This window comes from Frigoribacterium sp. NPDC087798, assembly GCF_044742985.1.
Classification (GTDB): domain Bacteria; phylum Actinomycetota; class Actinomycetes; order Actinomycetales; family Microbacteriaceae; genus Frigoribacterium.
Genome location: NZ_JBIUVP010000006.1, coordinates 97,465 through 123,643, shown reverse-complemented (window position 1 = coordinate 123,643; position 26,179 = coordinate 97,465). Strand labels below are relative to the sequence as shown.

At 72.3% G+C, this 26,179-nt stretch carries 23 protein-coding genes; 11 read left to right on the top strand and 12 right to left on the bottom strand.

Going from position 1 to position 26,179, the window contains the following annotated elements; translation table 11 throughout:
- Window positions 1-3: 3 nt before the first annotated feature.
- From ACIOSR_RS14365 to ACIOSR_RS14355, 3 genes are read left to right on the top strand one after another with little or no spacing between them, the layout of a single operon-like run.
- Window positions 4-1,164, top strand: coding sequence for a glycosyltransferase (locus tag ACIOSR_RS14365; protein WP_402752962.1), 1,161 nt, complete (start codon window positions 4-6; stop codon window positions 1,162-1,164).
- A gap of 51 nt (window positions 1,165-1,215) precedes the next feature.
- Complete coding sequence (locus tag ACIOSR_RS14360) at window positions 1,216-2,625, top strand: polysaccharide biosynthesis tyrosine autokinase (RefSeq protein WP_173154658.1); 1,410 nt, start codon at window positions 1,216-1,218, stop codon at window positions 2,623-2,625.
- Window positions 2,622-3,200, top strand: a complete 579-nt coding sequence (locus ACIOSR_RS14355; protein WP_402752961.1) for a low molecular weight phosphatase family protein — start codon at window positions 2,622-2,624, stop codon at window positions 3,198-3,200. Before ACIOSR_RS14360 ends, ACIOSR_RS14355 begins: the two co-directional genes overlap by 4 nt.
- Before the next feature lie 132 nt (window positions 3,201-3,332).
- Here ACIOSR_RS14355 and ACIOSR_RS14350 read toward each other — a convergent pair whose 3' ends face one another.
- The 5 genes from ACIOSR_RS14350 to ACIOSR_RS14330 all read right to left on the bottom strand — a co-directional run bounded on the left by ACIOSR_RS14350 (window position 3,333) and on the right by ACIOSR_RS14330 (window position 8,993).
- Window positions 3,333-4,721, bottom strand: a complete 1,389-nt coding sequence (locus ACIOSR_RS14350) for an O-antigen ligase family protein (protein WP_402752960.1) — start codon at window positions 4,719-4,721, stop codon at window positions 3,333-3,335.
- Entirely contained in the window at window positions 4,718-6,001 is a 1,284-nt protein-coding gene (locus tag ACIOSR_RS14345) for a hypothetical protein (protein ID WP_402752959.1), read from the bottom strand. Before ACIOSR_RS14345 ends, ACIOSR_RS14350 begins: the two co-directional genes overlap by 4 nt.
- Window positions 5,998-7,053 (bottom strand): glycosyltransferase, encoded by a 1,056-nt coding sequence (locus tag ACIOSR_RS14340; RefSeq protein ID WP_402752958.1) that lies wholly within the window; start codon window positions 7,051-7,053, stop codon window positions 5,998-6,000. Before ACIOSR_RS14340 ends, ACIOSR_RS14345 begins: the two co-directional genes overlap by 4 nt.
- Before the next feature lie 71 nt (window positions 7,054-7,124).
- Window positions 7,125-8,237: a glycosyltransferase family 4 protein gene (locus ACIOSR_RS14335; RefSeq protein ID WP_402752957.1), complete on the bottom strand. Its 1,113-nt coding sequence runs from the start codon at window positions 8,235-8,237 to the stop codon at window positions 7,125-7,127.
- A 111-nt stretch (window positions 8,238-8,348) separates the two neighbouring features.
- Window positions 8,349-8,993, bottom strand: coding sequence for a TrmH family RNA methyltransferase (locus ACIOSR_RS14330; RefSeq protein ID WP_200412418.1), 645 nt, complete (start codon window positions 8,991-8,993; stop codon window positions 8,349-8,351).
- Window positions 8,994-9,067: 74 nt separating this feature from the next.
- Between ACIOSR_RS14330 and ACIOSR_RS14325 the strand changes: the two genes are divergently transcribed.
- A complete protein-coding gene (locus tag ACIOSR_RS14325; protein WP_402752956.1) occupies window positions 9,068-9,880 on the top strand; it encodes an HAD-IIA family hydrolase in 813 nt (270 codons plus the stop codon).
- A gap of 46 nt (window positions 9,881-9,926) precedes the next feature.
- Here ACIOSR_RS14325 and ACIOSR_RS14320 read toward each other — a convergent pair whose 3' ends face one another.
- On the bottom strand, window positions 9,927-12,212 hold the full coding sequence (locus tag ACIOSR_RS14320) for a septum formation family protein (RefSeq protein WP_402752955.1): 2,286 nt from the start codon (window positions 12,210-12,212) through the stop codon (window positions 9,927-9,929).
- Entirely contained in the window at window positions 12,209-12,760 is a 552-nt protein-coding gene (pyrE, locus tag ACIOSR_RS14315; protein ID WP_055978230.1) for an orotate phosphoribosyltransferase, read from the bottom strand. Before pyrE ends, ACIOSR_RS14320 begins: the two co-directional genes overlap by 4 nt.
- A 122-nt stretch (window positions 12,761-12,882) precedes the next feature.
- On the opposite strand from pyrE, the gene ACIOSR_RS14310 reads away from it, so the two are divergent.
- A complete protein-coding gene (locus ACIOSR_RS14310) occupies window positions 12,883-13,719 on the top strand; it encodes an exodeoxyribonuclease III (RefSeq protein WP_402752954.1) in 837 nt (278 codons plus the stop codon).
- Between the two features lie 45 nt (window positions 13,720-13,764).
- Here the strand turns inward: ACIOSR_RS14310 and ACIOSR_RS14305 are convergent, their stop codons facing one another.
- Together ACIOSR_RS14305 and ACIOSR_RS14300 are read right to left on the bottom strand one after the other, a co-directional pair.
- Window positions 13,765-14,685 (bottom strand): AEC family transporter, encoded by a 921-nt coding sequence (locus ACIOSR_RS14305; protein ID WP_402752953.1) that lies wholly within the window; start codon window positions 14,683-14,685, stop codon window positions 13,765-13,767.
- A 45-nt stretch (window positions 14,686-14,730) separates the two neighbouring features.
- Window positions 14,731-15,195: a hypothetical protein gene (locus ACIOSR_RS14300; RefSeq protein WP_402752952.1), complete on the bottom strand. Its 465-nt coding sequence runs from the start codon at window positions 15,193-15,195 to the stop codon at window positions 14,731-14,733.
- Window positions 15,196-15,403: 208 nt separating this feature from the next.
- Here ACIOSR_RS14300 and ACIOSR_RS14295 point away from each other — a divergent pair, with 208 nt between their 5' ends.
- Window positions 15,404-16,450 carry a threonine aldolase family protein gene (locus ACIOSR_RS14295; RefSeq protein ID WP_402752951.1) on the top strand — a complete coding sequence of 349 codons (1,047 nt, stop codon included), beginning with the start codon at window positions 15,404-15,406 and terminating at the stop codon, window positions 16,448-16,450.
- 72 nt (window positions 16,451-16,522) lie between these two features.
- Here ACIOSR_RS14295 and ACIOSR_RS14290 read toward each other — a convergent pair whose 3' ends face one another.
- Together ACIOSR_RS14290 and ACIOSR_RS14285 are read right to left on the bottom strand one after the other, a co-directional pair.
- A complete protein-coding gene (locus ACIOSR_RS14290; protein WP_402752950.1) occupies window positions 16,523-17,146 on the bottom strand; it encodes a phosphoribosylanthranilate isomerase in 624 nt (207 codons plus the stop codon).
- Between the two features lie 18 nt (window positions 17,147-17,164).
- Entirely contained in the window at window positions 17,165-19,357 is a 2,193-nt protein-coding gene (locus ACIOSR_RS14285) for an ATP-dependent Clp protease ATP-binding subunit (RefSeq protein ID WP_402752949.1), read from the bottom strand.
- A 176-nt stretch (window positions 19,358-19,533) separates the two neighbouring features.
- Here ACIOSR_RS14285 and ACIOSR_RS14280 point away from each other — a divergent pair, with 176 nt between their 5' ends.
- From ACIOSR_RS14280 to ACIOSR_RS14260, 5 genes are all read left to right on the top strand, one after another.
- Window positions 19,534-22,677 (top strand): Ig-like domain-containing protein, encoded by a 3,144-nt coding sequence (locus ACIOSR_RS14280; RefSeq protein WP_402752948.1) that lies wholly within the window; start codon window positions 19,534-19,536, stop codon window positions 22,675-22,677.
- Between the two features lie 152 nt (window positions 22,678-22,829).
- On the top strand, window positions 22,830-23,252 hold the full coding sequence (locus ACIOSR_RS14275) for a hypothetical protein (RefSeq protein ID WP_402752947.1): 423 nt from the start codon (window positions 22,830-22,832) through the stop codon (window positions 23,250-23,252).
- Entirely contained in the window at window positions 23,252-23,707 is a 456-nt protein-coding gene (locus tag ACIOSR_RS14270; RefSeq protein WP_402752946.1) for a DUF3060 domain-containing protein, read from the top strand. Before ACIOSR_RS14275 ends, ACIOSR_RS14270 begins: the two co-directional genes overlap by 1 nt.
- Before the next feature lie 98 nt (window positions 23,708-23,805).
- On the top strand, window positions 23,806-24,270 hold the full coding sequence (locus ACIOSR_RS14265; RefSeq protein ID WP_402752945.1) for a DUF3060 domain-containing protein: 465 nt from the start codon (window positions 23,806-23,808) through the stop codon (window positions 24,268-24,270).
- A 133-nt stretch (window positions 24,271-24,403) separates the two neighbouring features.
- A complete protein-coding gene (locus ACIOSR_RS14260; RefSeq protein WP_402752944.1) occupies window positions 24,404-24,976 on the top strand; it encodes a pilus assembly protein CpaE in 573 nt (190 codons plus the stop codon).
- Between the two features lie 33 nt (window positions 24,977-25,009).
- Here ACIOSR_RS14260 and ACIOSR_RS14255 read toward each other — a convergent pair whose 3' ends face one another.
- Window positions 25,010-26,122 (bottom strand): class I SAM-dependent methyltransferase, encoded by a 1,113-nt coding sequence (locus ACIOSR_RS14255; protein ID WP_402752943.1) that lies wholly within the window; start codon window positions 26,120-26,122, stop codon window positions 25,010-25,012.
- Window positions 26,123-26,179 lie beyond the last annotated feature (57 nt).

Genomic DNA, 26,179 nt, shown 5'->3' with positions numbered 1-26,179 from the left:
ACCGTGCCCACGACCCGACCGCGCCGCGCCCCCCTCGACTCCCCCGCCCTCCTGGCGTACCCGATGCACGGCCAGCGCAAGCTGCTCGACGAGGGCTACCGCACCCGGGACGGTCACCTGATCGAATGGCTCGGTCACGACCTCGCGGGCCGTGGCGGGGTCACCGTCGTCTCGAGGCCGGAGCCCCTCGTGACCTCGATCGCCCGCCGCCGCCCGATCGGGGCACCGGCCGCCGGCACCCGGTCGGTCGACCCGATCACGCTCCGGGCTCCCGACCCGCGCGACCGACGGCGCTGGTGGGTCGCGTCCGCTCGCGCCTACCCCGCGTTGCCCCCGTCGGCGGCATCCGTGCCGGCCCTCGTCTGGAACCCCTTCGCCGCCGTCGCCCCGGTCGCGGCCAATCCCTTCACCGGTCCCCGGCGGGTCGTCCTCGACCTGCTCGACGACTGGAGCCGGCACTACGCCTTCGAGAGCATCCGCGCCGAGGTCGACGAGGCCTACTCGGCCGCCTTCGCCCTCGCGGACGTCGTGACGGCCAACGGCGCGGGCACCGCCGACCTCGCCCGCCGACACGGACGCACCGACGTCGTCCTGCTGCCCAACGGCTGCGACCCCCACCGCTTCGACGGCACGAGCCGGGCGACCGGCCCGACCACCGTCGGCTACGTGGGCAAGATCGGGCGGAGGCTCGACCTCGACGGCATCCTGACGACCGTCGCCGCCCTGCCCCACGTGTCGTTCGTGTTCGCCGGCCCCGTGCTGGACGCCGAGTACGGGGTGCTGGCCGACTCGCCCAACGTCACCCTGCTGGGCGACGTGCACTACGACCGCGTGCCGGCCCTGCTGCAGACCTTCGACGTCGGCTGGGTGCCCCACCACGTCGGCGAGCGCGAGGTCGGCGGCGACGTCATCAAGACCTACGAGTACCGCGCGGCGGGTCTGCCCGTCCTCAGCACGGCCGTCTGCGGCATCGAGGCGCGTGGCCTGGACGGCGTGACGGTCGCCGACACCGCCGAGCACGCCTCGGTGCTCGCCGCACTCGCCGGGGGCTCCGACGGGCGGGTGCCCCGGCTCCCGGGTGCCATCCCTCCCGACGCCACGTGGCGGCAGAAGGCCGACGTCGTCCGCGACGCGCTCCGCCTGCCGGCCCGCCGACCGTCCTAGACCCGATCAGCCCCCGATCCGACACCACGCCGTTCAGCAGGGAAGAACTCCATGGAACTCAAGACCTTCATCACCGTCGTCCGGACGCGGTGGGTCCTCATCGTCGTCGTGACCCTGAGCGCCGTGCTGCTCGGGGCGACCGCGTCGCTCGCGACGGCGAAGTCGTACTCGTCGTCGACGCAGCTCTTCGTCTCGGTCTCGTCGATCGGCTCGTCGGACGCCGGCGACCTCGTCCAGGGCAGCAGCGCCGCGCAGGCCAAGGTGCGCTCGTACGTCTCCGTCGTCACGTCGGGTCGGGTGCTCGAACCCGTCATCGCCGATCTCGGGCTCGACACCACCCCCGCCGGGCTCGCCTCGAAGATCTCGGCCTCCAGTCCGGTGAACACGTCGCTGATCGACATCTCGGTCACCGACGGCGACCCCGCGCAGGCCGCACGACTCGCCGACGCCGTGGCCACGAGCTTCGAGAAGGTGGTCGAGGAGCAGCTCGAACAACCCGTGGGCGGCGGCAGCGGGCTGGTCACCGTCGAGTCCATCGACGCTCCCGTCGTGCCGACGAGCCCGGCCAACCCCAAGCCCGTCCTCTGGATCAGCCTGGCCCTCGGCCTGGGCATCCTGTCGGGCACGGCCCTGGCCCTCCTCCGCAACACCCTCGACACGCGCATCCGCAGCAAGGCCGACGTCGAGGGGGTGACGAACGCGCCGCTGCTCGGTGGCATCGGCTTCCACACAGAAGCCTCCTCGGCCCCCCTTGTCGTCAACAACGATCCGCGCAGCCCACTCGCCGAGTCCTACCGCGCCCTCCGCACCAATCTCCAGTTCGTCTCGTTCGAGGGACGCAGCCGGACCTTCATCGTCACGTCGGCCATGCCCGGCGAGGGCAAGTCGACGACGGCGGCGAACCTGGCCGTCTGCCTGGCCGAGACCGGTGCCTCGGTGCTGCTCGTCGACGCCGACCTGCGCCGGCCCCGCGTCGCCGAGGTCATGGGCCTCGAGGGCGCCGTCGGACTGACCGACCTGCTCGTCGGGCGGGCAGAACTCGTCGACGTCGTGCAGCCGTGGGGACGCCTGGGCCTCCACGTGCTGCCCTCGGGCACCGTTCCGCCGAACCCGAGCGAACTGCTCGGCTCGCTCGCCATGGCGAGCCTCGTCTCGACGGTCGAGGTCGACTACGACTTCGTCATCATCGACACCCCGCCCCTGCTGCCGGTGACCGACGCCGCCGTCCTCAGCCGCTGCGTGAGCGGCGTGATCGTCGCGACCGCCGCCCAGCGATCGTCGCGCCACCAGCTGAAGCAGGCCCTCGCCGCCGTCTCCGAGATCGGCAGCCGCACCCTGGGGGTCGTCCTCACGATGGCCCCGACGAAGGGCCTGGGTGCCTACGGGTACGGCGCCTACGGGGGTTACTACGGTTCGGTGACCGAGAACTCGGTCCCTGCCTCGACGGCGGCGGCCCGATGACCATCCCACCCCTCGCGATGGTGTGCACCGGGAACATCTGCCGCTCGCCGCTGGCCGCCGAACTCGTGCGCAGTGCCACGTCGGCAGCCGTCGAGAGCTTCGGGACGTCGGCGGTGGTGGGCGAACCGCCGCCCCGTCCCACCCTGAAGGCCGCCGAGTCCCTCGGGCTCGACCTGTCGACCCATCGTGCCCGTCAGCTGACGGCCGACGTGGTGGGTCGCGCTCCCCTCGTCCTGGCGCTCGCCCGGGAACACCGCCGGGCCGTCGTCTCGCTGGTGCCGAGGGCGAACCGCACGACCTTCACCCTGCGGGAGTTCGCACGCCTGAGTCGTCTCATCGATCCCCACGAGACGGCACGCGCGATCGCATCGACCCCGGACCCCGCCGAGCGTCTGGACCGGGTCGTCGCCCTCGCGGCGGCGCACCGCGGCTCCGGCGCCCTCGTCACGCCCGACGAGGACGACGTCGTCGACCCCTTCGGGCTCGGAGCCGACGTGTACGCGAAGTCGACCGCCCAGATCGTCGATGCGACGAACGACGTCCTCGCCTACCTCGGGCGAGCCCTGAGAGACTGACGCCGCCCCGCCCCGCCCCGCCCCGCCCGCCTCCGACCACGCGCCCCGACGACCTGGTCGTCGGGGCGCGTCGTCGTGGGCGGGGACGACCGCGCGGCCGGACGGTCCCGCGACGGGGACGGTCCCGCTGGCTCAGCGGGCTGCCGTGAGGGTGCCGACGACGAGGCCGGGCCGGTCCGACGAGTCGCTGAGGACGCGGTCGTCGCGAGCCCGGCCATCGCGAGCCCGGTCGTCGCGAGCCCGGTGCGACCCGGACGGGTCCGCTCCGGCCGGGTCCAGCGCGGCTCGGTCGTCGCCCGGACGGTCCTGCAAGGCGCAGAAGGCCCACAAGACCGCGGACGTCGAGAACCAGACGAAGTAGTCGAACGAGAAGAGCGTGACGATCATGACGACGAGGACTGCCCGCCCGGCCCGGGAGGCGTGGACGAACCCGACGACGAGCGCCGCGACCAGTGAGACGATCCCGGCGATCCCGAACGTGGCGAGGGTGGTCACGAGCTGGTTGTCCACGACCGTGAACCCCTCTTGGGGCAGGAGGCCCCGGGCGTACAACTCGGCCTCGCTTCCGAAGCCGCTGCCGGCCAGTGCCTCGAGCGCGGGCCGCGCGAGGAGTCCGGGGACCGATCGGACCGCCCCCATCCGGTTCTCGTAGGAGCCGGAGGCCACGAGCGTCCCGACCGCCTCGACGATCTCGGACGCCAGGGCGGCGGCACCTGCGAGGGCTGCGAGCACGGTCAGGACGATCTTCGCGGCCCGGGACCGCGCCTCGGAGGTCATCAGGACGTAGGTCACGGCGAGGAGGACGGCGGCGACGACGCTTCGGCTTCCCGACAGCAGGATGCCCGCCGACAGCACGAGGACGGCGAACGGCGGGAACCAGACGGGGAAGGCCCGCCGCGCGACGAGGACGAGGACCAGGCAGACCGCGAGGAACACGGCGTACGGGATGGGGTGGCCGAGGGTGCCCTCGACCCGGACGAGACCGCCGGGCAGGATCTTGTTGTCGCTGACGAACGAGCGGCCCGTCGCGAGGACCTTGTACCCGAAGGGGATCGGACGATGGGTGACCGTGAGCTCGACGACTCCGACCACGACCTGCGCGAGGCCGAGGACGACGAGACCGCGGACGAACACGCGGAGGTCGCGGGGCGACGACGTCGACACGAGCCACGAGACCGCGACCCCGATCGCCGCGAGCTCGGCCATGAGGACGATCGTCGACGGGGCGAGCGCCAGCACGCAGACGATCGAGAAGGCGAAGAACGCGGTCGTCGCCAGTGTGGCCCGCGGGCGGCCGACGGACCACGAGCGGGGCGAGACGAGTGCCGCCACCGAGACGCCGGCCACGGCGGCCACGGCGGCGTGGCGGACGATGTCGGGCGCGGAACCCGACGTCGTCGAGATCAGGACGGCGAAGGCGACGACGAGCGCCGCGCCTCGTCGCCGATCGGCCGGCAGGAGGAGCCCGCCGACGAATGCGACCAGGGCCGCCGCGACGGCACCGGCGAGGACGACGATCATCGGGCGGCCTCCCCTCGAGCGTCCGGACTCGACGGACCGACCGGGGCGGGCTCGGCGGCGGGCTCGACGGCCGGCACGGACGAGGCGCGGCGCGACCGCGCGAGGACGACGAGCTGGACGACGAGCCCGACGGCCTCGGCCGACACGAGTGCCGACACGGCGCCCAGCGCGCCGTGGTGGGCGCCGAGCACGAGGACTCCCGGAACGCCGACGACCGCCGACGCGACGGACGCCGTCGTCGTCTGGGCGTGGCGCCCTGCACTGACCAGGGCGAGGCCGGCGCCACGAGACGCGCAGATGACGGCGATGAGCACGCCGCCCGCCAGGGCGAGGTCGGGCGACACCGGGACGGTGCCCGTGAAGAGGACGACGGCGACGGCCGGCATGGACAGCGCGAAACCGACGCCGACGACGAGGCCGAGCCCGGCGTTCAGCCCGAGGGAGACCAGGCTGCGACGGTGCGCGAGTTCGGCGGAGGGCACGCCCACCCAGGTCTGCAGGCGGTCGGGAATGGCGGACACGACCTGCAGCCCCATGCGCAACGGTCGGTCCACGGCGGCGAAACCGGCCACGGAACCGGGCGAGACGGTGCCCAGCAGGGCCGCGGGCAGGGATTTGTAGGTCGTCGCCACGCCTCGTCCGACCACGAGGACGAGTTGGGAGCGCACGATGGCCGGGACGGCGCGGAAGTCGCCCGCCCCGGGCAGACGGGCGCCCCCGAGACGAGGCGCCACGCCGAACGTGACGGCGGCCGCGAGGACCATGCCGGCGCCATAGACCTCGAGCGGCGCACCGGCGGCGATCGCGACGGCCGAGACCAGCGAGACCAGCACGCGCGGCGACGTCTCGGCGACGAGGACCAACAGCGGGCGCCCGAGGCCGATGAAGTACCAGGTCGGGCTGAGTGCGCCGAGCGCGACCCCTACGGAGACGAGCGCGGCCGCCGGGCGGTGTTCGTCCACGACGGCGAGCGTCACGGCCCCCGCGACCGGCAGCAGGACGGCGGTGGCGACGAGCTTGCTGGCCGATGCGGTGGCGAAGAGGTCACCGGGTGGCCGGGGCGCCCGGGCGACCCGTTGCGGGCCGACGATGCTCCAGCCGAGTTCGGCGACGACCGCCGTGGCGATGCCGACGGACAGGCCGACGGCCACCGCCGCCCAGCCCGACGCCCCGTGGGTCGAGGTGATCGCGGGGATCACGGCCAGCGGGGCGGCCGCACCGAGGGCCGGCACGAGCAGGTGGAGGGCGAGACGGCCGATCTGCCGCCCGAATCCCCTCACGAGTGGACCCGCCGAGGGCCGAGGGCCAACAGGTGGTCCGCGAACCGGTCGTACGATCTCTGCACCACCGACTCGAGGCGCTCGGCGACGTCGCGCGGCGACTCCGCCTGGTGGGCGAGCGGGGCCCCCACCAACGCGTCGGCGATCGAGGAGGCGCTGGCCGGCTCGGTCTGGACGAGCAGGCCCCCTGCCGCGCACCGGACGTCGTCGAGGGCGCTCGATCGCTGGGTGACGACGGTCCGACCGCACGCCAGCCCCTGCCAGACCTTGTTCGCCACGACGCCGCGGGCCTTGGCCGAGGAGCCGAAGACCCCCAGGACGACGTCTGCCCGGGCGATGTGGGCGAGGAGTTCGCCCTCGGGCACCGCGTCGACGAAGGTGCACCGGTCGCCGAGGCCCGCTCGACGGACCCGGGCCTCGACGGCCCGGCGGGCGGGACCGTCGCCGACGAGGACGACCTCGACCCGGCGACGGGCCCCGATCAGTGTGAGGGCGTCGACGACGAGATCGACGCCGTGGAGGGGGATGTACCCCCCGTAGTACAACACCCGGAGCGCGTCGTGAGGCGGAGCGGGCGGTTGCCAGGTGGCCCAGGTCGGGGCACCGACCGCGAGGGGGACGACCGCCGCCGAGGGGCCGTGGCGCCGGACGATCTCGGCGGCCCGTGGCTCGGTGTCGATCAGGTAGAGATCCGCGCACCTGACGGCCGCGGCGTCGAGCACACGGAACCGGAGGGCCGCGGGCGATGCCGGGGAGACCCGCCGCCAGTCGTCGACCGCCGTCTCGTATTGACCGACGAACCCGTCGACGACGAGAGCGGCACCCTGCAGACGGGCCACGAGCCACGCGAGCGGCGCGTGGCTGAGCCGGAACTCGGAGAGCAGGACGACGTCGGCCTGCCGGGCGCCCCGGACGAGTGAGCGGACGTCGTCGATCGCACGACGCAGCCGACCCGCGGCACGCGACCGCGGGGCGACGACGACCGACGCGCCGATCTGTCGTTCGAGGTGGGCCCGCACGCGGACATTGCGGGGGTAGCCCGTGTCGTGCACCCCGTACTGGAGGACCCGGAGGGGACCCGCCCCCGGGCGAGGCGCTCGGGTCGGGCGACCGGACGGGCCGCTCATCGGGCGGCCGCCGTGATGCCGAGCCGGGACAGACGGTCGACCACGGCGTCGACCGACGCGCCGACGGACAAGAGCGAGGCGTTGGCGGCGACGTGGTCCGAGACCGTCCGGCGCAGCGCGCGGTCGGCGGTCAGGTCGCGGACGGCGGACAGCCACCGGTCGGGTTCGCCCACGGGCAGGACGAGTCGTCGTCGCAGGTTGGGGTCGGTCACGAGGAGGGGCGCGGCACCGTAGCTGTCGCCCAACAGGACGGGCACGCCCGCGGCGGCGGCCTCGACGGCGCTGCGGCCGAAGGCCTCTCGTGAGGCCGTCCCGACGAAGAGCCCGGCGTCGTCCCACAGCCTCGCCGGGTCGACCCACCCGGGCATGGTCACGCCGTCGGGCAAGGAGGCGCGGAGCCGGTCCTCGAGCGGACCCTGCCCGTGCAGGCGGCCGGGGACGCCCGCCCGTGCCGCGAGCTCGACGAACGCCGCAGGCCGCTTGTCGACGTCGAACCGGGCCGCCCAGACGAGAGGCGTGGCGGGCTCGCCCCACGAGCTGCGGGCCGAGAGACGGATGCCGGCCGGGACGAGGTGGGGACGGCGCGCCCGCGCCACCTCGTCGGCGAGGACCGGCGTCGTCGCCCAGACGTCGTCGGCCCCGCGCAGGGCGCGACCCTCGACGAGGCGGAGGGCGATCCGACGGAGGCGCGCCTGCTCATTGGGAGCGGGCCACGGCAGTCCGCGGACCCACGCCACCCAGGGCGTGGACCCGTGACGGCGCAGCCGGGCGAGGGCGACGTCGCTCTGCGTGACGAGCGTGACGACCACGTCGGCGGCATCGGCCTCGGGGGCGCTCGTCACGAGACCGGCGACCTCGTCGACGACCGCGCGACCGTGCGCGTGGACCGTCACCTCGCGGACGCCGGGGGTGGTCGCGACCGTGCCGCGAGCCGTCGGGCGCAGCCCTACGACGGCTCGCCAGTCGAGCCCCCGGCCCCTCGCTTCGGCGACCAGGTCGTGGGTCGAGCGGTAGACCCCGCTGCGGGCCATCAACGGCGCCGCGACGAGCAGGACCCGGGGCGCCGAGCGGGAGCCGCCAGCGGCGGGGGACGGGGCGGACGACGGCACGGAGCACTCTCGCTTCTGTTCGGGAGACAGGAGGTGATCGACCCTCAGGCCGATCATCAAGAGTATAGGTGTGAAATATGAGTCAGGTCAACGATCACCCGACTCGAGGGGTCAGAAGCGGTGACGCACGACCCACGAGTGCATCACCACGGCAGCGGCCGCCGCCGCGTTGATGCTGCGAGTCGAGCCGAACTGCGAGATCTCGAGCACGGCCTCGGCCGCCGCGAGCGCCTCGGGCGACAGGCCCGGCCCCTCCTGCCCGAAGACGAGGACGCAGCGCTCGGGCAGGTCGAACGTCTCGATCGGCACGGACCCCTCGACGTTGTCGACGGCGAGGACGGGGAGGCGCTGCTCACGGGCCCACGCCAGGAACGTCTCGACGTCCGGGTGGTGCAGCACGTGCTGGTACCGGTCGGTGACCATCGCCCCCCGCTTGTTCCACCGGCGGCGACCGATGATGTGCACGGTGTCCGCGGCGAAGGCGTTGGCGCTGCGCACGATCGACCCGATGTTCATGTCGTGCTGCCAGTTCTCGACGGCGACGTGGAAGCCGTGCCGGTGCGCGTCGATGTCGGCCACCACGGCCTCCATCGTCCAGTACCGGTAGCGGTCGACCACGTTGCGTCGGTCACCCTCGCGCAGCAAGTCCGGGTCGAAGTGGTCCCCCTGGGGCCAGGCCTCCTCGCCGCCGGGCCAGGGGCCCACCCCGTGCGTGAGTTCGTCGCTCGGCGGGGTCGGGGACTCGTCCTGGGGCATCCGACCAGGGTAGGCGGTGGGCGGAGGCGACCCGCGCCTCCTCGTCGTCAGGGCACCTCGCTAAGGTGAGCGCCATGGGTGCACGCGAAGACGTCGAATGCTGGCTGACCGACATGGACGGCGTGCTCGTCCACGAGAACCACGCCCTGCCCGGCGCGGCCGAACTGATCCAGCAGTGGCAGGACGAGGGCACGCCCTACCTGGTGCTGACGAACAACTCGATCTTCACCCCGCGCGACCTGGCGGCCCGTCTGCGCGCCTCGGGGCTGCACGTGCCCGAGGAGCGCATCTGGACGAGCGCGCTCGCCACCGCCGACTTCTGCCGGTCACAGATGCCCGGCGGCTCGGCCTTCGTCATCGGCGAGGCCGGCATGACCACGGCCCTGCACGAGGCGGGGTTCATCATGACCGAGACGAACCCCGACTACGTCGTCGTGGGCGAGACGCGCAACTACTCGTTCGACTCGATCACCAAGGCCGTGCGGCTCATCCTGGGCGGTGCACGCTTCATCGTCACGAACCCCGACGCCACGGGCCCGAGCGCCGACGGCGTGCTGCCCGCGACGGGCGCGATCGCCGCGATGATCTCGAAGGCCACCAACAAGGAGCCCTACGTCGTCGGCAAGCCCAACCCGATGATGTTCCGTTCGGCGATGAACCGCATCGGCGCGCACAGCGAGAACACGGCGATGATCGGCGACCGGATGGACACCGACATCATGGCCGGCATCGAGGCCGGGCTGCACACCATCCTCGTGATGACCGGCATCAGCGACCAGGCCGAGATCGATCGCTACCCGTTCCGGCCGAACGAGATCCTGGCCGGGGTGCACGAACTGGTGCGCAGCGAGCCGGTCGAGTCCGACGTGGTGCCGTCCGAGGCCTGAGGCCTCCGGACCTGAGGCCTCCGGAGGCGCGGGCCGCCTCGACGCGTCAGCCCGCGACGGCGACGAGGCTGGTCGTCAGGGGTTCGCCGCCGCTGCGGTTGACGAAGCACGAGTACGTGCGGTCGCCGGCGGCCCATGCGTCGGCGTCGGCCGGGAAGCTCGCGAGCAACTGCACGTCGGGGTAGGCCGCGGCGGCCTGCCGGTCGAGCGCGTCCGCGCCCGTGCAGAGCAGGTTCATCTGGCTCTGCAGCACGTCGGCACCCGGGTAGGTCGCGGCCGCGTCACCGTCGAGAGTGCCCAGTCGGGTGAGCTGGGCGACGTGCGGCTGCGCACAGTCGGCGACCTCGTAGTCCTGCTGCCAGGCCGATTCGAACGCCGAGAAGCACTCGCCGCCCTGCAGGTCGGCGTACGAGTGCGTGCCTGCCGCGAGCGGCCCGGCCGGGGCGACCTCGGCGGCGGGCTCGACCGGCGCAGCCGTCACGGTCCGGGCCGCGGTCGGTGCCGCGGCGGCGGCCGACGCGTCGCTCGTCAGGTCGTCGGTGGAGGCGAAGAGCGATCGCGAGAGGAAGAAGAGCACGACCAGCAGCAACAGGATCACGAGCCCGGCGCCCACGGCGGCCAGGCCCTCGTGCGACCGGACCCACTCGGCCAGACCCGCCGTGCGGGGTGTCGTGGCGGGCCTCTCGTCCACCGGACGGGTCTGCGGCACGAACACGCCGGCTCCGCCGACCTCACGGCGGGGCCGCTCACCCGTCAGGGCCGAGGTGGCGCTCATCGAGACGCCGGGCAGCACCTGCGTGGCATCGACCCCGGGGTCGTCGACGTCGGCGCGCTCGTCGAGGGCGGAACGAGGAGGCGCGAACAGCGCGGTCGCGGTCGTCACCTCGGCCCCGTCGTCCAGGCCCTCGTCATCGGCGTCGGCGTCTGGGTCTCGGTCGGCGCGGGACGGCTGCTCGACGTCGGGCACGGGCCCGACCTCGGACGGCGGCACGTCGCCGGAGCCGGACAGCGACCAGGCGCCGATGGCGTCGTCCGCGTTCGTCGCGTGCTCGGGGTTCGTCGCGTGCTCGGGCTCGTGCTCGCTCTCGGGACGTGCGCCCCGCGGCTCGACGGACGCGGTGCCGGCACCTGACGGGACGACGCCGAGGATCTCGGTGAAGGTGGGCTCGCGGTCCCCCCTCGAGCCGGAGTCGGCCCTGGGCTCCGGGACGGACGACGCCTGGGTCGTGGGGGACGGCGTCGGCGTCGGCGCCGAGGGGACCACCGCGGCGCCGGGGACGCCGGGCTCGACCCCGCCACGGGAGGCCGCCGCGGCGGCAGCGGCCGCAGCAGCTGCGGCCGCCTCGGCCAGACGACGCTCACGCCGCGTCATCTCGTGGTGCTCTTCGACCCACCACGGTGCCTCGACACCGCCTTCGCGGGAATCGACGGCCGGCTCGGGCTCGGGCTCGACATCGGACGCCGGCTCGGGCTCGGGCTCGGGCTGGGGCTCGGGCTCTGCTCGGAAGTCCGGCTGGGGCTCGGGCGTCTGCTCCGGCTCTGCCTGGGACTCCGGCTCAACGAGGCGCTCGGGCTCGACTTCGGCCTCGGACGTCGGCTCGGGCTCTGCCGCTGCTTTGAACGTCGGCTCCGCTCGGCGCTCGGGCTCGGGCTCGGGCTCGGGCTCGGGCTCGGGCTCGGGCAAAGCATCCCAGTCGAAGGTCGCGGGTTCGGCGGATTCGGCCCGGGGTGCCGAGATGAGGGCGGTGAAGGGCCCTGGCTCGTCGCTCACGCCGGTGCGCTCCTCGACGTCGGCGGGACCCGACGCCTGATCGACGTGATCGGCGTCTGCAGCGGGCTCGGGGTCGGATCGCGGCGACTCGGGTCGCCTCGACTCGGGCTGCGCGGGAACGTCGGGAACGGGCACCGACGACGGGGGCGGCGGAGGCACGGACCCCGTCAGCGCTCCGAGGTCGAGCGCCTGGGGGTGGCCTGACGTCTTCGGCGGAGGCGTCCCGGCCGGGGACTCGGGCACGACGAACGGCAAGGGGGTCGGCGGCGGCGGCACGACGGACGAGTCCTCGGACGGCGACTCGACACCCGGGTCGACCGGGCGCTCGGCAGCGACGTCGTCGTGGGCGACGTCGACCGCTCGGGTGGCCGGCGGCAGGTCGAGCGCCTGGGTGGGGACGTCCTCGGGGGCGGTGTCGGGAAGACGACCCGCGCCTCCTGACGGGGTGTCGGTCGTGTCGTCGTCGTCGTCGGCACCGTCGAACTGGGCGGCGAGCCAGTCGCTGGCGTCGTCGCGCCCGGCGTCGTCGCCGTCGTCACCCCTGGGCCGGTCCTCGGTCACGGTGTCAACCCGAGGTCTTCCAGCCCGATCGCGGCGAAGTAGGGGTAGCCGGCTGCCTCGATCACCTCGCGGGCTCCGGTGCTGCGGTCGACGACGACGGCGACGGCGGCGATCTCGGCCCCGACGGCCTCGAGGGCCTTGGCGGCGGCGAGGGGTGAACCACCGGTCGTCGAGGTGTCCTCGAGCACGATGACCCGCTTGCCCTCGAGGTCCGGGCCCTCGACCTGCTTGCCACGGCCGTGGTCCTTGGGCTCCTTGCGGACGACGAAGGCGTCGTAGTCCTTGCCGAGCGCGACGCCCTGGTGCAGCACGGCGGCGGCGATCGGGTCGGCGCCCATCGTCAGGCCACCGACCGCGAACACGTCGGGCACCTCGTCGATCAGGTCGACCATGACCCGGCCGATCAGGGGCGCGACCCGGTGGTCGAGGCTGACCTTGCGGAGGTCGATGTAGTACGTCGCCTTCTTGCCGCTGGTCAGCGTGAAGTCGCCGTGGAAGACGGCCTCGGAGCCGATGTAGTCGATGAGCTGCGTGCGTGCGTCGGTCACGGTGACCCATGGTAGAGCAGGCGGGCTCCGAACGTCGGGGCGGGCGGACACGGCTCGACGCCCCGACGGTGGACGGCGGCGGCCTCGGACCCCGCCGGTGCCGGGCCGGTACCGTGGTCGGCATGCGCGTCGCGACCTACAACGTCAACTCCGTCCGGGCTCGAGTGGGCAGGGTCGTCGACTGGCTCGTCCGTGAGGACGTCGACGTCGCGGGACTGCAAGAGATCAAGTGCAAGCCCGAACAGTTCCCCTACGACGCCTTCCGCGAGGCAGGCTACGAGGTCGAACTGCACGGGCTCAGCCAGTGGAACGGCGTCGCGTTCGTCAGCCGCCTTCCGATGGAGGACGTCGAGATCACCTTCCCGTCGCAGCCGGGCTTCGCCAAGGGCCAGGAAGGCCCCGACCAGCCCAAGGAGGCGCGGGCGATCGGCATCACGGTCGAGGGCGTCCGCCTGTGGAGCCTCTACGTGCCCAACGGCCGCGAGCTGGGCGACCCGCACTACGACTACAAACTCGACTGGCTGGCAGCGCTCGCCGCCGAGACCGAGGCCTGGCTCGCCGAGCGACCCGACCAGCCGTTGGCCCTGATGGGCGACTGGAACGTCGCACCGCTCGACACCGACGTGTGGGACATGTCGGTCTTCGAGGGCCACACCCACGTCAGCCAGCCCGAGCGCGACGCCTTCTTCCGCTTCGAGGAGGTCGGCCTGACCGACGTCGTCCGTTCGCGCCTGCCCGAGGGCTACACCTACTGGGACTACAAGCAGCTGCGCTTCCCCAAGAACGAGGGCATGCGCATCGACTTCATCCTGGGCTCGAAGGCCTTCGACGGCCTCGTGACGTCCGCGGCCATCCACCGCGACGAGCGCAAGGGCGACGCCCCGAGCGACCACGTCCCCGTGGTCGTCGACCTCGACCTCGAGACCGAGCTCGACGACGACCGCCCGATGATCTTCTGAGGCCCACGCGGCCTCACCCGGCCCCTCGACGCCAGGAGGCGCGGGTCAGGCGAGCAACGCCGCCACCAGCACCAGCACGGGAACCGAGAGGATGGTCGTCGCCAAGACCGTGTCGCGGGCGACGACGACCCCGGTCTGGTACCGCTGGGCGTAGTTGAAGACGTTCTGGGCCGACGGCAGACCGGCCAGCACGACCGCCACGAAGAGCTCGTCGCGGTCGAAGTCGAAGACGAACGCCCCGAGCAGCCAGGCCGCGACCGGCATGACGACGAGCTTGAGGACGACGGCCACGACGATGTCGGCGCGCCCTTGCCCGGCCTGGAACGGCTTCGAGCCGTACAACGACATGCCGAACGACAGCAGGACGACCGGCACCGCGGCACCGCCCACCAACTCGAACGGCTCGCGGACGGCCTGGGGGATCTCGAGGCCGGTGACCGCCACGAGCACGCCGAGGGCGGACCCGATCAGCAGGGGGTTCGTGAACGGTCGGGCGATGGTGCGCCCGAGGCTGCTGCCGCGGTTCGTCACGGTGTCCATGACGGCGAGCACGATCGGCGTGAGCACGAGCAGCTGGTAGAGCAGGACGGGGGCGACGAAGGTGGCGCTGCCCAGCACGTAGGTCGCCACGGGCAGGCCGATGTTGTTCGCGTTGACGTAGGCGCCACCCATCGTGCCGATGGCCGTCTGCGCGGCACTGCGTCGGAGGACGAACTTCAGGACGACGACCGAGAGGAGGGCTGCCAGGAGCGAGGCGAGCGCCGAGACCACCAACAGCCGCGAGAACAGCACGTGGACGTCGGCCTGCGAGATGGTGGAGAACAGCAGGCAGGGCGTGAGGACGAAGAAGACGAGGCGCGAGAGCACCCGGTGGCCGGATTCTCCGAGCAGGTCGATGCGACCGACGACGTAGCCGGTCACGATGATCACGCCGATGATCGCGAACCCGATCAGCACTCCACCCATGGGTCCATCCTGTCGCACGCCCCGGGGGCCGGCGGGACGACCGGGTCAGGCCGCGGGCACGCCGTCCCCCACCGGGGCGCCGATGCGTTCGAGCAGATGCGCCGCCTCGTCCTCGGCCTGGGCGTCGACGGCCCAGGCGACGACACCCGCCTCGCACGCGGCGACGGCGAACGCCTCGCCGGTCGGGAGCCCGCTGGCGCGGGCGAGGTCGTCGGCGAAACGCCTCGCCGCCTGAGCGACCGGGCGATCCGACGCGACGACGACGAGGGCGCCGCGACGCAGGCCGTCCGCGAGGCTGTCGACCGCACGGTCGAGCTGCACCGCGGTGGGGGTCGCGGCGTCGACGGCCACCACGGCCCAGTCGAAACCGACGACGTCGTCGATCGGGGTCGCCATCTCACACGAGAGCACGACGACCTCAGCGTCGAGTGCCGCCGCCCGATCGGCGACGGGACGGATCACCGGGTACGGACCGGCGAGGACGAGCTTCGGGGCGTGGGCGAACAGCATGACGGGGCCTCTCGGGGTGGAAGGAGCGCCCGGCGGGTCCGACCGGGCGGGACATCGAGTCGACGATGCGTCACGTACTACTCTACGTGTGACATTTACATTGCACAAGACGTCGCTGCCCGTCACCGTTCCGAACAGGCCCTGCACTCCCCCTGCGCCCCCGCGCCTCCTGACGCCCCGAGCCCCGGCCGTCGGGCAGAATCGACGGGTGACGCGCCTCCACGATCCCTCGGTCCACACGTTCGCCAGCGACAACTACGCCGGAGCCCACCCCGAGGTGCTGCAGGCGATCGTCGACGCCGCCGGCGGCCACGTCGGCTCGTACGGCGCCGACCCGTACACGCAGCGGCTGGCGGAGGTCGTCGTCGAGACGTTCGGCGAGGGGGCGACCATCGACCCCGTGCTGACCGGCACCGGTGCGAACGTCGCGGCCCTGCAGGCCCTCACCCCGCGCTGGGCGGCCGTGATCTGCGCGACGACCGCGCACGTCTACACCGACGAGGGCGGCGCTCCCGAACGCCTGGGCGGCATCAAGCTGCTGACGGTGCCGACCCCCGACGGCAAGCTCACGCCCGAGCTGATCGACCGGCAGGCCTACGGCTGGGGCGACCAGCAGCGCCCTCAGCCCCTCGCGGTCACGATCACGCAGAGCACCGAGCTCGGCACGGTCTACACGCCCGACGAGATCCGGGCCGTGACCGACCACGCGCACACGCTCGGCATGCGGGTGCACCTCGACGGCGCGCGCCTGGCGAACGCCGCCGCCTCCCTCGGCGTCCCGCTCCGCGCGATCACGCGCGACGCCGGCGTCGACTCGGTCTCGTTCGGCGGCACGAAGAACGGCCTGGTGCTGGGTGAGTCTGTCGTGACCTTCTCCGAGGAGGCACGGGCCGGCTTGGTCTACCTGCGCAAGATGGACGCACAGTTGGCCTCGAAGATGCGGTTCGTCTCGGCACAGTTCCTGGCCATGCTCGAGGGCGACCTCTGGCTGCGGTCGGCGACGAGGGCCAACGCGATGGCCGCCCGTCTCGCCGCCGGCTTGGCCACCCTGCCGGGCGTCGCTGTCACCCAGGCGGTCGACGCCAACGCCGTCTTCGTCGTCCTGCCGCCCGAGGCCGTGGAGCCCCTCCGCGCCGCGCACCACTTCTACGACTGGAACCGCGCCACGGGAGAGGTGCGACTCATGTGCTCGTTCGACACCACCGAGGCGCACGTCGACCGGTTCGTCGAGGACGCCCGCACGCTCGTCAGCTGAGGCCGGGTCCGCTCAGGCCGGGTCGGGTCAGGCCAGGTCCGCTCCGGCCGGGTTCGCTCCGGCCGGGTTCGCTCAGGCTCGGGCGGCCTCGACGAACGCACGGATCAGGTCGACGCTCTTCACGCCGCGCGACGACTCGACGCCCGAGCTGACGTCGACCCCGACGGCACCCTGGGGACGGAGTCCGGCCAGCAGCCTGGTGACGTTGTCCGAGGTGAGCCCGCCGGCCAGCAGCCACTCCCGGGCAGGCGGCGCCGACAGCAGCGGCCCGACGTCGAAGGTGGCGCCGGCACCGGGGTCGATCGCGTCGAGGAGCAGGGCGTCCTCTCGGAAGGCGACCCGCGCCTCCTCGGGTTCGGCCGCGTAGGCGGCGGCGCTGACGGCACGGATCACCCGGAAGCCCGCCGCATGGGCGGCGGCGACGTCCGCCGGGGTCTCGTCGCCGTGCAGTTGGACGGTCGACACCGAGGAGGCGCGGGCCGACTCGAGCACCGTCTCGATGCCCTGCCCGCGGAACACGCCGACGGTCTCGACACCCGCCGGCACGCGCGCCGCCAACGCGCGTGCACCCTCGGGATCGATCGTGCGCGGACTGCCGGCCGCGAAGACGAACCCCACGGCGTCGGCCCCGGCCTCGACGGCGGCGTCGACCGTCTCGGGCGTGGACAGGCCGCAGATCTTCACCCAGGTGCGCATGGTTCCAGTCTGCCGGGCTCAGGCGGGCAGGTCGTCCAGGTCGCCGGGCGTGGGCTCACCGACGTCGTGCCGCACGACCGTCAGCCCCTCGCCCCCGTCGGCCACGTCGACCCGCACGGTGTCGCCGTCGGCGATCTCGCCCCCGAGCAGCGCCATCGCGAGCTTGTCGTCGATCTGACGCTGCATGAGGCGGCGCAACGGCCGGGCGCCGTAGATCGGGTCGTAGCCGCGGTCGGCGAGCCAGGCCCGCGCGTCGGGGGTGACGGCGAGCGCGAGGCGGCGATCGGTGAGCCGACGGCCGAGGCGGTCGACGTAGAGCGACACGATCTGGCCGAGGTCGTCGGTGCTGAGGGTCGAGAACACGACGATGTCGTCGAGCCGGTTGACGAACTCGGGCTTGAACGCCTGGCGCACCAGGCCCTGCACCAGCTCTTCTTTCTCGGGGTCGCTGAGACCGGGGTCGGTGATGACCTGCGAGCCGAGGTTGGACGTCAGCACCAGGATCGTGTTGCGGAAGTCCACGGTTCGGCCCTGCCCGTCGGTCAGCCGGCCGTCGTCGAGCACCTGCAGCAGGACGTCGAAGACCTCGGGGTGGGCCTTCTCGACCTCGTCCATCAGCACGACGCTGTACGGGCGTCGACGCACGGCCTCGGTCAGCTGACCACCGGCTTCGTAGCCCACGTACCCGGGAGGCGCGCCCACGAGGCGGGACACGCTGTGCTTCTCGCCGTACTCGCTCATGTCGATGCGGACGAGCGCCTTCTCGTCGTCGAAGAGGAAGTCGGCGAGGGCTTTCGCGAGCTCGGTCTTGCCCACCCCGGTGGGGCCGAGGAAGAAGAACGAACCCGTCGGGCGGTCGGGGTCGCTGATGCCCGCGCGGGTGCGCCGCACCGCCTCGCTGACGGCCTGGACGGCGGCCTTCTGACCGATGAGGCGCCTCCCGAGTTCGCTCTCGAGGTGCAGCAGCTTCTCGGTCTCGCCGCTGAGCAGACGACCGACCGGGATGCCGGTCCAGGCGGCGACGACCTCGGCGATGTCGGCGTCGGTGACCGAGTCGCTGACCAGGCGGTCGCCCGACTTCTCGAACGACTCGGCGTCGGCGAGGCGCTTCTCGATGTCGGGGATGCGCTCGTAGCTGATGCGGGCGGCGTCTTCGTAGCGCCCTTCGCGCAGGGCACGGTCGGCGTCGATGCGGGCCTCGTTGAGGTCGCTGCGCAACGTGCCGACGCCCTGCAGGGCGGCCTTCTCGGCCTGCCAGCGGGCGTCGAGGTCGTCGTAGGCGGCCTGCTGCTGGGCGATGGTCTCGCGCAGGGTGGCGAGACGGGCCTGCGAGGCGTCGTCCGTCTCCTTCTTGAGGGCGAGCTCTTCGATCTGGAGGCGCACCAGGCCCCGGTAGAGCTGGTCCAGCTCGACGGGCGACGAGTCGATCTCCATCTTGAGGCGCGAGCCCGCCTCGTCGACGAGGTCGATCGCCTTGTCGGGCAGCTGGCGGCTGGGGATGTAGCGGTTGGACAAGGAGGCGGCGGCCACCAGGGCGCCGTCGGTGATCGTGACCCCGTGGTGCGCCTCGTACCGCTCTTTGAGCCCGCGGAGGATCGCGACGGTGTCCTCGACGCTGGGCTCGCCGACGTAGACCTGCTGGAAGCGGCGCTCGAGGGCTGCGTCCTTCTCGATGTACTGGCGGTACTCGTCGAGGGTGGTGGCGCCGATGAGGCGCAACTCGCCGCGGGCGAGCATCGGCTTGAGCATGTTCGAGGCGGCGACCGAGCCCTCGCCCCCACCGGCACCCATCAGGGTGTGCAACTCGTCGATGAAGGTGATGACCTGGCCGTCGCTCTTGGTGATCTCTTTCAGCACGTCCTTCAGGCGCTCTTCGAACTCTCCGCGGTACTTGGCCCCGGCGACGAGGGCGGCGAGGTCGAGGCTGATCAGGCGTTTGTCTTTCAGGCTGTCGGCGACGTCCCCCTCGACGATGCGTTGGGCGAGGCCCTCGACGACGGCGGTCTTGCCGACGCCGGGCTCGCCGATCAGGACGGGGTTGTTCTTGGTGCGGCGGGTGAGCACCTGGCTGATCCGCCGGATCTCGGCGTCGCGGCCGATGACGGGGTCGAGCTTGCCGCTGCGGGCGATGGCGGTGAGGTCGACGCCGTACTTCTCGAGCGCCGACTTCTGCTTCTCGTCGGAAGCCGGAGCGCCCTGCATGTTCGCCATGGGTGTGCCTTTCTCGGAACTTGAGTGGAGCTGGCTCAAGTTTACGCCGACACGCCCGGACCGCAAGCCCTTGCACCCGTCATGTTGTGCATGCCTTGTTTTGTGTCTAACATTTCACCATCTGTTCGCCTGGCGGCGCATCGCGTTGCCCAGACATGAAAGAACACCTCTCTCACATGAAGAAAACTCTCAAGCGCACCGGCGCGATCGGGCTGGCCGCAGCCACGATCGTCACCGGCCTCAGCTTCGGCCCCGCGGCCGCCACGGCATCCACATCAGCCACGAGCGCTGTCGAAGACGGGACGACGTTCCCGATCGTCGCCCAGACGTCGACCGGCGCTCACTACGGGATGACGAAGGGTGCATTCCACGTCAGGGCTTACTCGAGTAGAGAGGCTGCGATCAGTGCCTCGTCTTTCGCGGAGGTCGAAGGGACCGGCGACGAATTCAAGCTCCGCGTGAACGGTGACGGTCAATGTCTGGGCGAATCCCAGGGCCTCCTCACCGCCGCCTACTGCACGAGCGTCAGGAGCCTGTGGAAGATCGAGGGCGGCAAGCTCGTGAACGTTTCCTCGGGGAAGGGGGTCAGCAGCCCAGAGCGCGTCCCGGGCGGCTCGATGTACTTCAGGATCTCGGACGAGGACCCGATCGTCTTCGAGGGGATCGACTCGAAGGGATATGAGTCGAACTACAACGCCCAGGACGATACGGTCACCTTGGGCATCTCTGGTGGAGAGAAGAACGCGGACGTGTTCATCGAGGACATGGCCGGCGACAACGGCACCACCGGCCGTACCGATGCCGACGGCGACGCCTCGATCACCCTGTCCTCGCTGCTCAGCGCCGGTGAGACGGTGCGCCTGAAGTACGGCGAGTCGGGCACGTGGGAGACCATCTCCACGGGACGTCTGCCCGCCATCAGCGACCTGCAGGTCGTGCGTGGGGACGACGGCGAGGTAACGGTCAGCGGCAAGGCGTCCGGCATGGCCGGCGCGAACCTCTACGTGGGCCCTGACCGTCTCTCGCCCAATGCGGTACAGATCGAGAAGGCGGCCGCGGACAACACGTTCTCGTTCGTGCTCAACGACGCCGCCGCGGCTCTGAGCACCGGTTACATCTACAGCTACATCCAGGGCGTCCGGACCGAGATCGCCATCAACGGGTTCTCCGGCAAGGTCGACTCGGTCGACATCCCCAACCGGACGGCCGTCATCTCCGGCACCGCCGTCCCCGGGTCCTTCGTGCTGATCGACACTGCCGTCCCCGACCAGGTGCAGGCCGGCACCGACGGGCGCTGGTCGCACACGGTGACCGACCTCACGCTGGGGTCGAACCCGATCCCGCTCGAGCAGTACGAGAACGGCGAGAAGACCGGCGAGACCACCCTCGACGTCGTGCTCGACGTCTCCCCTGTGCGCGGCTCGGTGTCGTTCCCGGCCGACCTCGAGCAGGACGCCGTCCTGTCCGGCACCGCCCACCCCGGCTCCACCGTCGTGATCCGCGACGTCGACGGCGACGAGATCGCCCGCACCGAGGCCCGCCTCGGCTCGGGTGCCTGGTCGACCCCGATCGGCGCCCCCGACGCGGGCGGCGACTACGACGTCCGCATCCACCAAGAGATCGACGGCGAAGCCAACGGTGAGATCATCGTCACCGTCGCCTACGGCGCCGGCGTCGCGATCACCGCTCCCGTCGAGGGCATGGCCCACGACGGCGGACCCGTCACGATCCGCGGCACCGGTGAGGTCGGCGCCCAGGTCGTCGTCCGCGAAGAGGGCCGCAGCACCGTCCTCGGCACCGCCCAGGTACTCGCCAACGGCCAGTTCACCATCCGCACCACCGACGTCGACGACCGCAAGCACGTGCTCGAGGCCAGCCAGACCGGCAAGGGCAACAACACCACCACCACGACGGTGACCCTCAACCCCGAGAACGGCGAACAGCCCCCCGTGATCGTCGCCCCGACGGTCGAGACCCCCGAAGCGGGCTCCACGGTCACGACCAGCCGCCCGGTCTTCTCCGGTCACGGTCAGGACGGCGCCACCGTCACCATCGGCTACGGGCCCAACAGCATCATCGGGACCGGCACCGTCGTCGACGGCGAGTGGACCATCACCCCGAACCGCGGGCTCAGCCTCGGCACGAGCAACCTCCTCGTCACCCAGACGGCAGGGGACGACGTGCAGCAGATCACCCACACCATCAACCGCGTGGCCGCAGAACTGCCCCTGAGCGTCACGAGCCACGTGAACGACCAGTTCTACGAAGCAGGCGTGACCACCTTCCGCGGCACCGCGCCGATCGGCTCGACCGTGACCGCGAAGAACCAGTGGGGCACCCCGATGGGCGCCGCGAACGCCGCCGACGGCACCTGGGCCTTCGACCGCAACCTCGGCCCCACCACCGCCGGGTACCTCATCACCTTCACCGCCACGCCCCAGGTGGGCACCCCCCAGGTCGTGACGCTGAAGCTGAACTACGAGAACGTCGTCGCGTTCCGGGTCACCAGCCCGGCCGACAACAGCACGTACACCGAAGGCACCACCACGTTCCGCGGCACCGCGGCACCCAACGCCGCGATCGCCGCCACGAACCAGTGGGGCACCCCCATGGGCTCCGCGACAGCGAGCCTCCAGGGCGACTGGGCCTTCGACCGCTACCTCGGCCCCACCTCGGCCGGCTACGACATCACCTTCGTCGCCACCAAGGGCAGCAACGTCCAGGAACAGACGATCCACCTCGACTACCGCGAGACGAACGTCCCCGTGTCCGTCACGAGCATCGCCGACGGTGACACCTACCGCCCCGGCATGAACGTCCTCGAGGGCACCGGCACCCCCGGCGCCACCGTCCGGGCCGTCAACGCCACGAACAACTGGAACGTGCCCATGGGCCAGGCCGAGGTCGACTCCGAAGGCAACTGGGCCCTGCCCGAACGCAACTGGGGCCCGGCCAACGACTACGCCATCAAGGTCACCCAGACGAACCCCGACAAGTCGACAACCGAGACCACGGTCAACGTCAAGGCACCCCGGTTCGCCCCCCTCGTCCTGACCAGCCCCGCGGTCGGCGACACCTACGAGAACGGGGTGGCGGCCACCTTCACCGGTACCGCCACGCCGTTCGCCACCGTCACCGTCAGCTCCGCCACGAGTTCCACGATCTACCGCGAGGTCCAGGCCGACGCCCAGGGCAACTGGTCCTTCAGCCGCGCCTGGGGCCCCAGCCACAACTACACGCTGAACATCACCCAGAAGGCCCTCGACGGCCAGACCGGTGACCCGATCAGCGGCTTCGCCTGGCACCCCAGCGGCAACTAGCACCAGACCGCGACACCCGCACCACAGCGACACCGCACCACCCCGCCGGGGAGGCACCGACACGGTGCCTCCCCGGCCCCCTCAGACCATCCGCCGGCCGCATCGCAAGCCGACGCCCCGCACCGTCCCCCCACCTCCCGAAGGGAACCACCATGCGCACCTCCACCCTGCGGACAGCCGCCCTCGGCGTCGCGCTCGTCGCCGTCCTCGCCGGCTGCACCTCGAACGCCACCACGGAGGCCGAGGCCGGGACGACACCCCTCGCCGAGGTCACGCCCGAACCCGCCGTCACCGAGACCTGCGTCGACGGCAACGCCGTCGTCGTCCTCGACGAGGACACGCCCGAGGTCACCTTCACCGAGCCCTGCGACAGCGTCAACGTCGTGGGCAGCGACGGCACCGTCACCCTCGCCGACGTGAGCCACCTCGTGGTCGAGGGCCAGGGCGTCACCGTGACGGCCGGCGCCGTGGGCACGGTCGACTTCGCCGGCGACGGCAACGCCGTCAGCCACACCGGGGCCGCTCCGACCGTCAACGAGAACGGCACCACCGACAACACCGTCACCGCACGCTGATGGTCGGCCTCCTCCGCCGGCGCGGGCCGGCCTCCGCCGCCCTGGTCGCGACCACGATGATCCTCACGCTCGCAGCATGCTCTTCCGCCGAGACCGACGCGACACCGAGCCCGACCGTGAGCAGCACCGCCTCCTTGGACGCCGCCCCCGTCGGCAGCTGCGACGACGGCTTCATGCTGGTCGACCTCGGGGCCACCGACGACGACGCGCCCTCGCTCGACACGAGCAGCTGCGACCTCGTCTCGATCGTCGGCTCGACCGGGACCGTCGTGCTCGACGAAGTCGGCACGCTCGTGGTGGAGGGCTCCGACGTGACCGTCTCGGTGCAGGACGTCGGCACCGTGCAGCTCGCCGGGGACCGCAACACGGTCCACCACGCCGGCGAGGCCCCGGCCGTCGACGACCAGGGCCAGGCCAACACCGTCACCGCCGCGGCCGAACCCGCCGCGGAGTGACCGGGAGGCGGGTCCAGTCCCTGGCTGGACCCGCCCTGTCGTGCTCTGACGCCCCCGAACCGCACCACCCACCCTCCTTCCCCGCCCCGGAGCACCCCATGACGACGACCTCGACCCTGATCAGCCTCGTGACAGCTGTCGCCCTCGGCGCGGGCCTCGCCGGCTGCACGAGCGCCTCCTCGACGAGCGACCCGGGCCCCTCCGCGACCACCACCGCACCGCCACCAGGCGGCCCCTCCACCGCGGGCGGCGACTCGACGGCGACGGATCCCGCCGACGACACCTGCGTCGACGGCTTCGCCTGGATGCAGTTCGGCGACGACGAACCCCGCACGAAGACCCTGCCCGGCGGCTGCGACACCGTCATCGTCAACGGCAGCGACGCCGAGCTGGCCCTCGGTCCGACCCGGGTCGTGGTCGTCATGGGCGACCGCAACACCGTCGACGTGCCCCGCGTCGACCAGGTCGACGCGATGGGCGACGACAACACCATCCGGCTCGACCACGACCTCCAGCCCCTGCTCAACACCGACGGTACGGGCAACGTCGTCATCACTCGCTGACGCGCCGGAACGGACCGCCCCTCCCCCGCACACGCGCATCCGAGCCCGAGCCCGAGCCCGAGCAAGCGGGCGCGAACCCGTGCGGGTCGGCACCCCGGCGCTCCCTCCCACTTCGACGGTGCATCATGGGCCGATGCTCGACCACGCCCTCGCCCGCCGCCTGCGCGACGCCGGACTGCGCTGGCGGCCCCGCGCCGGAGACCGCTTCGTCATCGAGACCCCGGGATTCGACGGCGACGTCTTCACGCTCAGCGACATGACCATCGAGGTCCACGAGTACCCCACGGGCACGGAGCTCGGCTTCAACGGCACCACCGAGTGGGCCCTGGACTCGGTCGCCGCCGACGACAGCCTCTGGCTGCCCCGCGAGGACCAGCTGCGCGAGCTGCTCGGCCCCGTGTTCCGCGGGCTCGCGCGACACGTCGACACCGGCTCCCGCCCCGGCAGCGACAGCGACAGCGACAGCACCGCGAACCCAGGCGGCGACCCCGACATCAGCGGTGACCGAGACGGTGGCGAAACCGTCTACGAGGTGACCACCCGCCCGACGGGGGGCGACACGGACCTCCGGCACCGCGCCTCCGTCGCCGAGGACGCCTACGCGCACGCCCTGCTCGCCTACATCGACGCATCGCTGCGCCTCGACGAGGTCGAGGTCGACGACGAGGTCGAGGCCAAGGCCGAGGCCGAGGCCGAGGCCCGCTGACAGGACCCGACCCGGGCCCCGCCCCGCCCCGGGTCAGCCCCGGCGGACCGACCGCGTCACCGTGAAGCGCCGGTCGCGGGCGACCTGGGTGGTCGGTCCCACGACGCGTTCGAGCACCGGCCGGTGGCCGAGGGGCGAGTTCCACACGCACCAGAGCTCGCCGCCCGGGCGCAGCAGACGGGCGGCCGCCTCGAACAGCTTGTGGGCGATCGCCGTGTGCACCGTCGCCCCGACGTGGAACGGCGGGTTCAGCAGCACGACGTCGGCGGAGGCCTCGGGCAACGACGACCCGGCGTCGTCGCGCGACACGACGACCCGATCGGCCACGCCGGTCGCCGTCATGGTGGCCCGCGCCGACTCGACCGCCGCCCACGACTGGTCGGTGGCGACCACCCGGGCGTGCGGTCGGGCGAGGGCGAAGGAGGCGGCGAGCACTCCGGTGCCGCACCCCAGGTCGACGACGTCCTGGGCCTCGGGAGCCGCGCGGTCGAGGACGGCGAGCAGCGCTCGGGTGCCGACGTCGATCGAGGTGCCCGCGAACGCCGCACCGTGGGCGACGACGACCACGTCGCCGTGACGCGAGGTGCGCGGCCAGCCGAGCGCGCCTCCTGGGGTCGGGGTCGTCGCGGTCAGCACCCGGGACTTCTGGCGTGACAGGCCGGCGGTCACCTCGCCGAAGTGGCGCGCCAGGACGTCGTTCATCGCGAGGGTCATGTGCTTGACGCGTCCCCCGGCGAGGACGCGGACGTCGGGGTGCGCGTACCGGGCGATCGACCCCGCGATCTCGTCGAGCGCGTCGAGCCCTCGGGGCAGCTGCACCAGCACCGTCCGCGCGCCCTCGAGGAGGGCCTCGTCGAGACCGTGGTGCGTCCACGTCGCGGTGACACCGAGACGGCCGGCGTTGGCGTCGAGCGCGCGTTCGCCCGAGAGGGCGTCCTGGTGCACGCGGACGGGGGTGCCGGGCGACAGGGCCGCGACCCCGAGGGTCAACGCGCCGTAGCGGTCGCCGATGACGGTCACGACCTCGGGGTGGGCGGTGAGCGCCTCGTCGGCGGAGTCCAGCAGCAGCCGGTCGGTGGCGTCGTGCGCGACGAGTTCGGGGGCCTCGATGTCGGGCCACCGGCGCAGCTGCTCGAAGTCGATCACCCGCCAACGCTAGTCCGCGCGGCCGACCTGTCACGACCTGCCGCCCACCTCCCGGTG

Coding starts and splice junctions, on each gene's coding strand:
- ACIOSR_RS14360 (WP_173154658.1), top strand. CDS start 1,216: ATGGAACTCAAGACCTTCATCACCGTCGTCCGGACGCGGTGGGTCCTC.
- ACIOSR_RS14355 (WP_402752961.1), top strand. CDS start 2,622: ATGACCATCCCACCCCTCGCGATGGTGTGCACCGGGAACATCTGCCGC.
- ACIOSR_RS14350 (WP_402752960.1), bottom strand. CDS start 4,721: ATGATCGTCGTCCTCGCCGGTGCCGTCGCGGCGGCCCTGGTCGCATTC.
- ACIOSR_RS14330 (WP_200412418.1), bottom strand. CDS start 8,993: ATGCCCCAGGACGAGTCCCCGACCCCGCCGAGCGACGAACTCACGCAC.
- ACIOSR_RS14325 (WP_402752956.1), top strand. CDS start 9,068: ATGGGTGCACGCGAAGACGTCGAATGCTGGCTGACCGACATGGACGGC.
- ACIOSR_RS14310 (WP_402752954.1), top strand. CDS start 12,883: ATGCGCGTCGCGACCTACAACGTCAACTCCGTCCGGGCTCGAGTGGGC.
- ACIOSR_RS14305 (WP_402752953.1), bottom strand. CDS start 14,685: ATGGGTGGAGTGCTGATCGGGTTCGCGATCATCGGCGTGATCATCGTG.
- ACIOSR_RS14300 (WP_402752952.1), bottom strand. CDS start 15,195: ATGCTGTTCGCCCACGCCCCGAAGCTCGTCCTCGCCGGTCCGTACCCG.
- ACIOSR_RS14290 (WP_402752950.1), bottom strand. CDS start 17,146: ATGCGCACCTGGGTGAAGATCTGCGGCCTGTCCACGCCCGAGACGGTC.
- ACIOSR_RS14285 (WP_402752949.1), bottom strand. CDS start 19,357: ATGGCGAACATGCAGGGCGCTCCGGCTTCCGACGAGAAGCAGAAGTCG.
- ACIOSR_RS14280 (WP_402752948.1), top strand. CDS start 19,534: ATGAAGAAAACTCTCAAGCGCACCGGCGCGATCGGGCTGGCCGCAGCC.
- ACIOSR_RS14275 (WP_402752947.1), top strand. CDS start 22,830: ATGCGCACCTCCACCCTGCGGACAGCCGCCCTCGGCGTCGCGCTCGTC.
- ACIOSR_RS14270 (WP_402752946.1), top strand. CDS start 23,252: ATGGTCGGCCTCCTCCGCCGGCGCGGGCCGGCCTCCGCCGCCCTGGTC.
- ACIOSR_RS14265 (WP_402752945.1), top strand. CDS start 23,806: ATGACGACGACCTCGACCCTGATCAGCCTCGTGACAGCTGTCGCCCTC.
- ACIOSR_RS14260 (WP_402752944.1), top strand. CDS start 24,404: ATGCTCGACCACGCCCTCGCCCGCCGCCTGCGCGACGCCGGACTGCGC.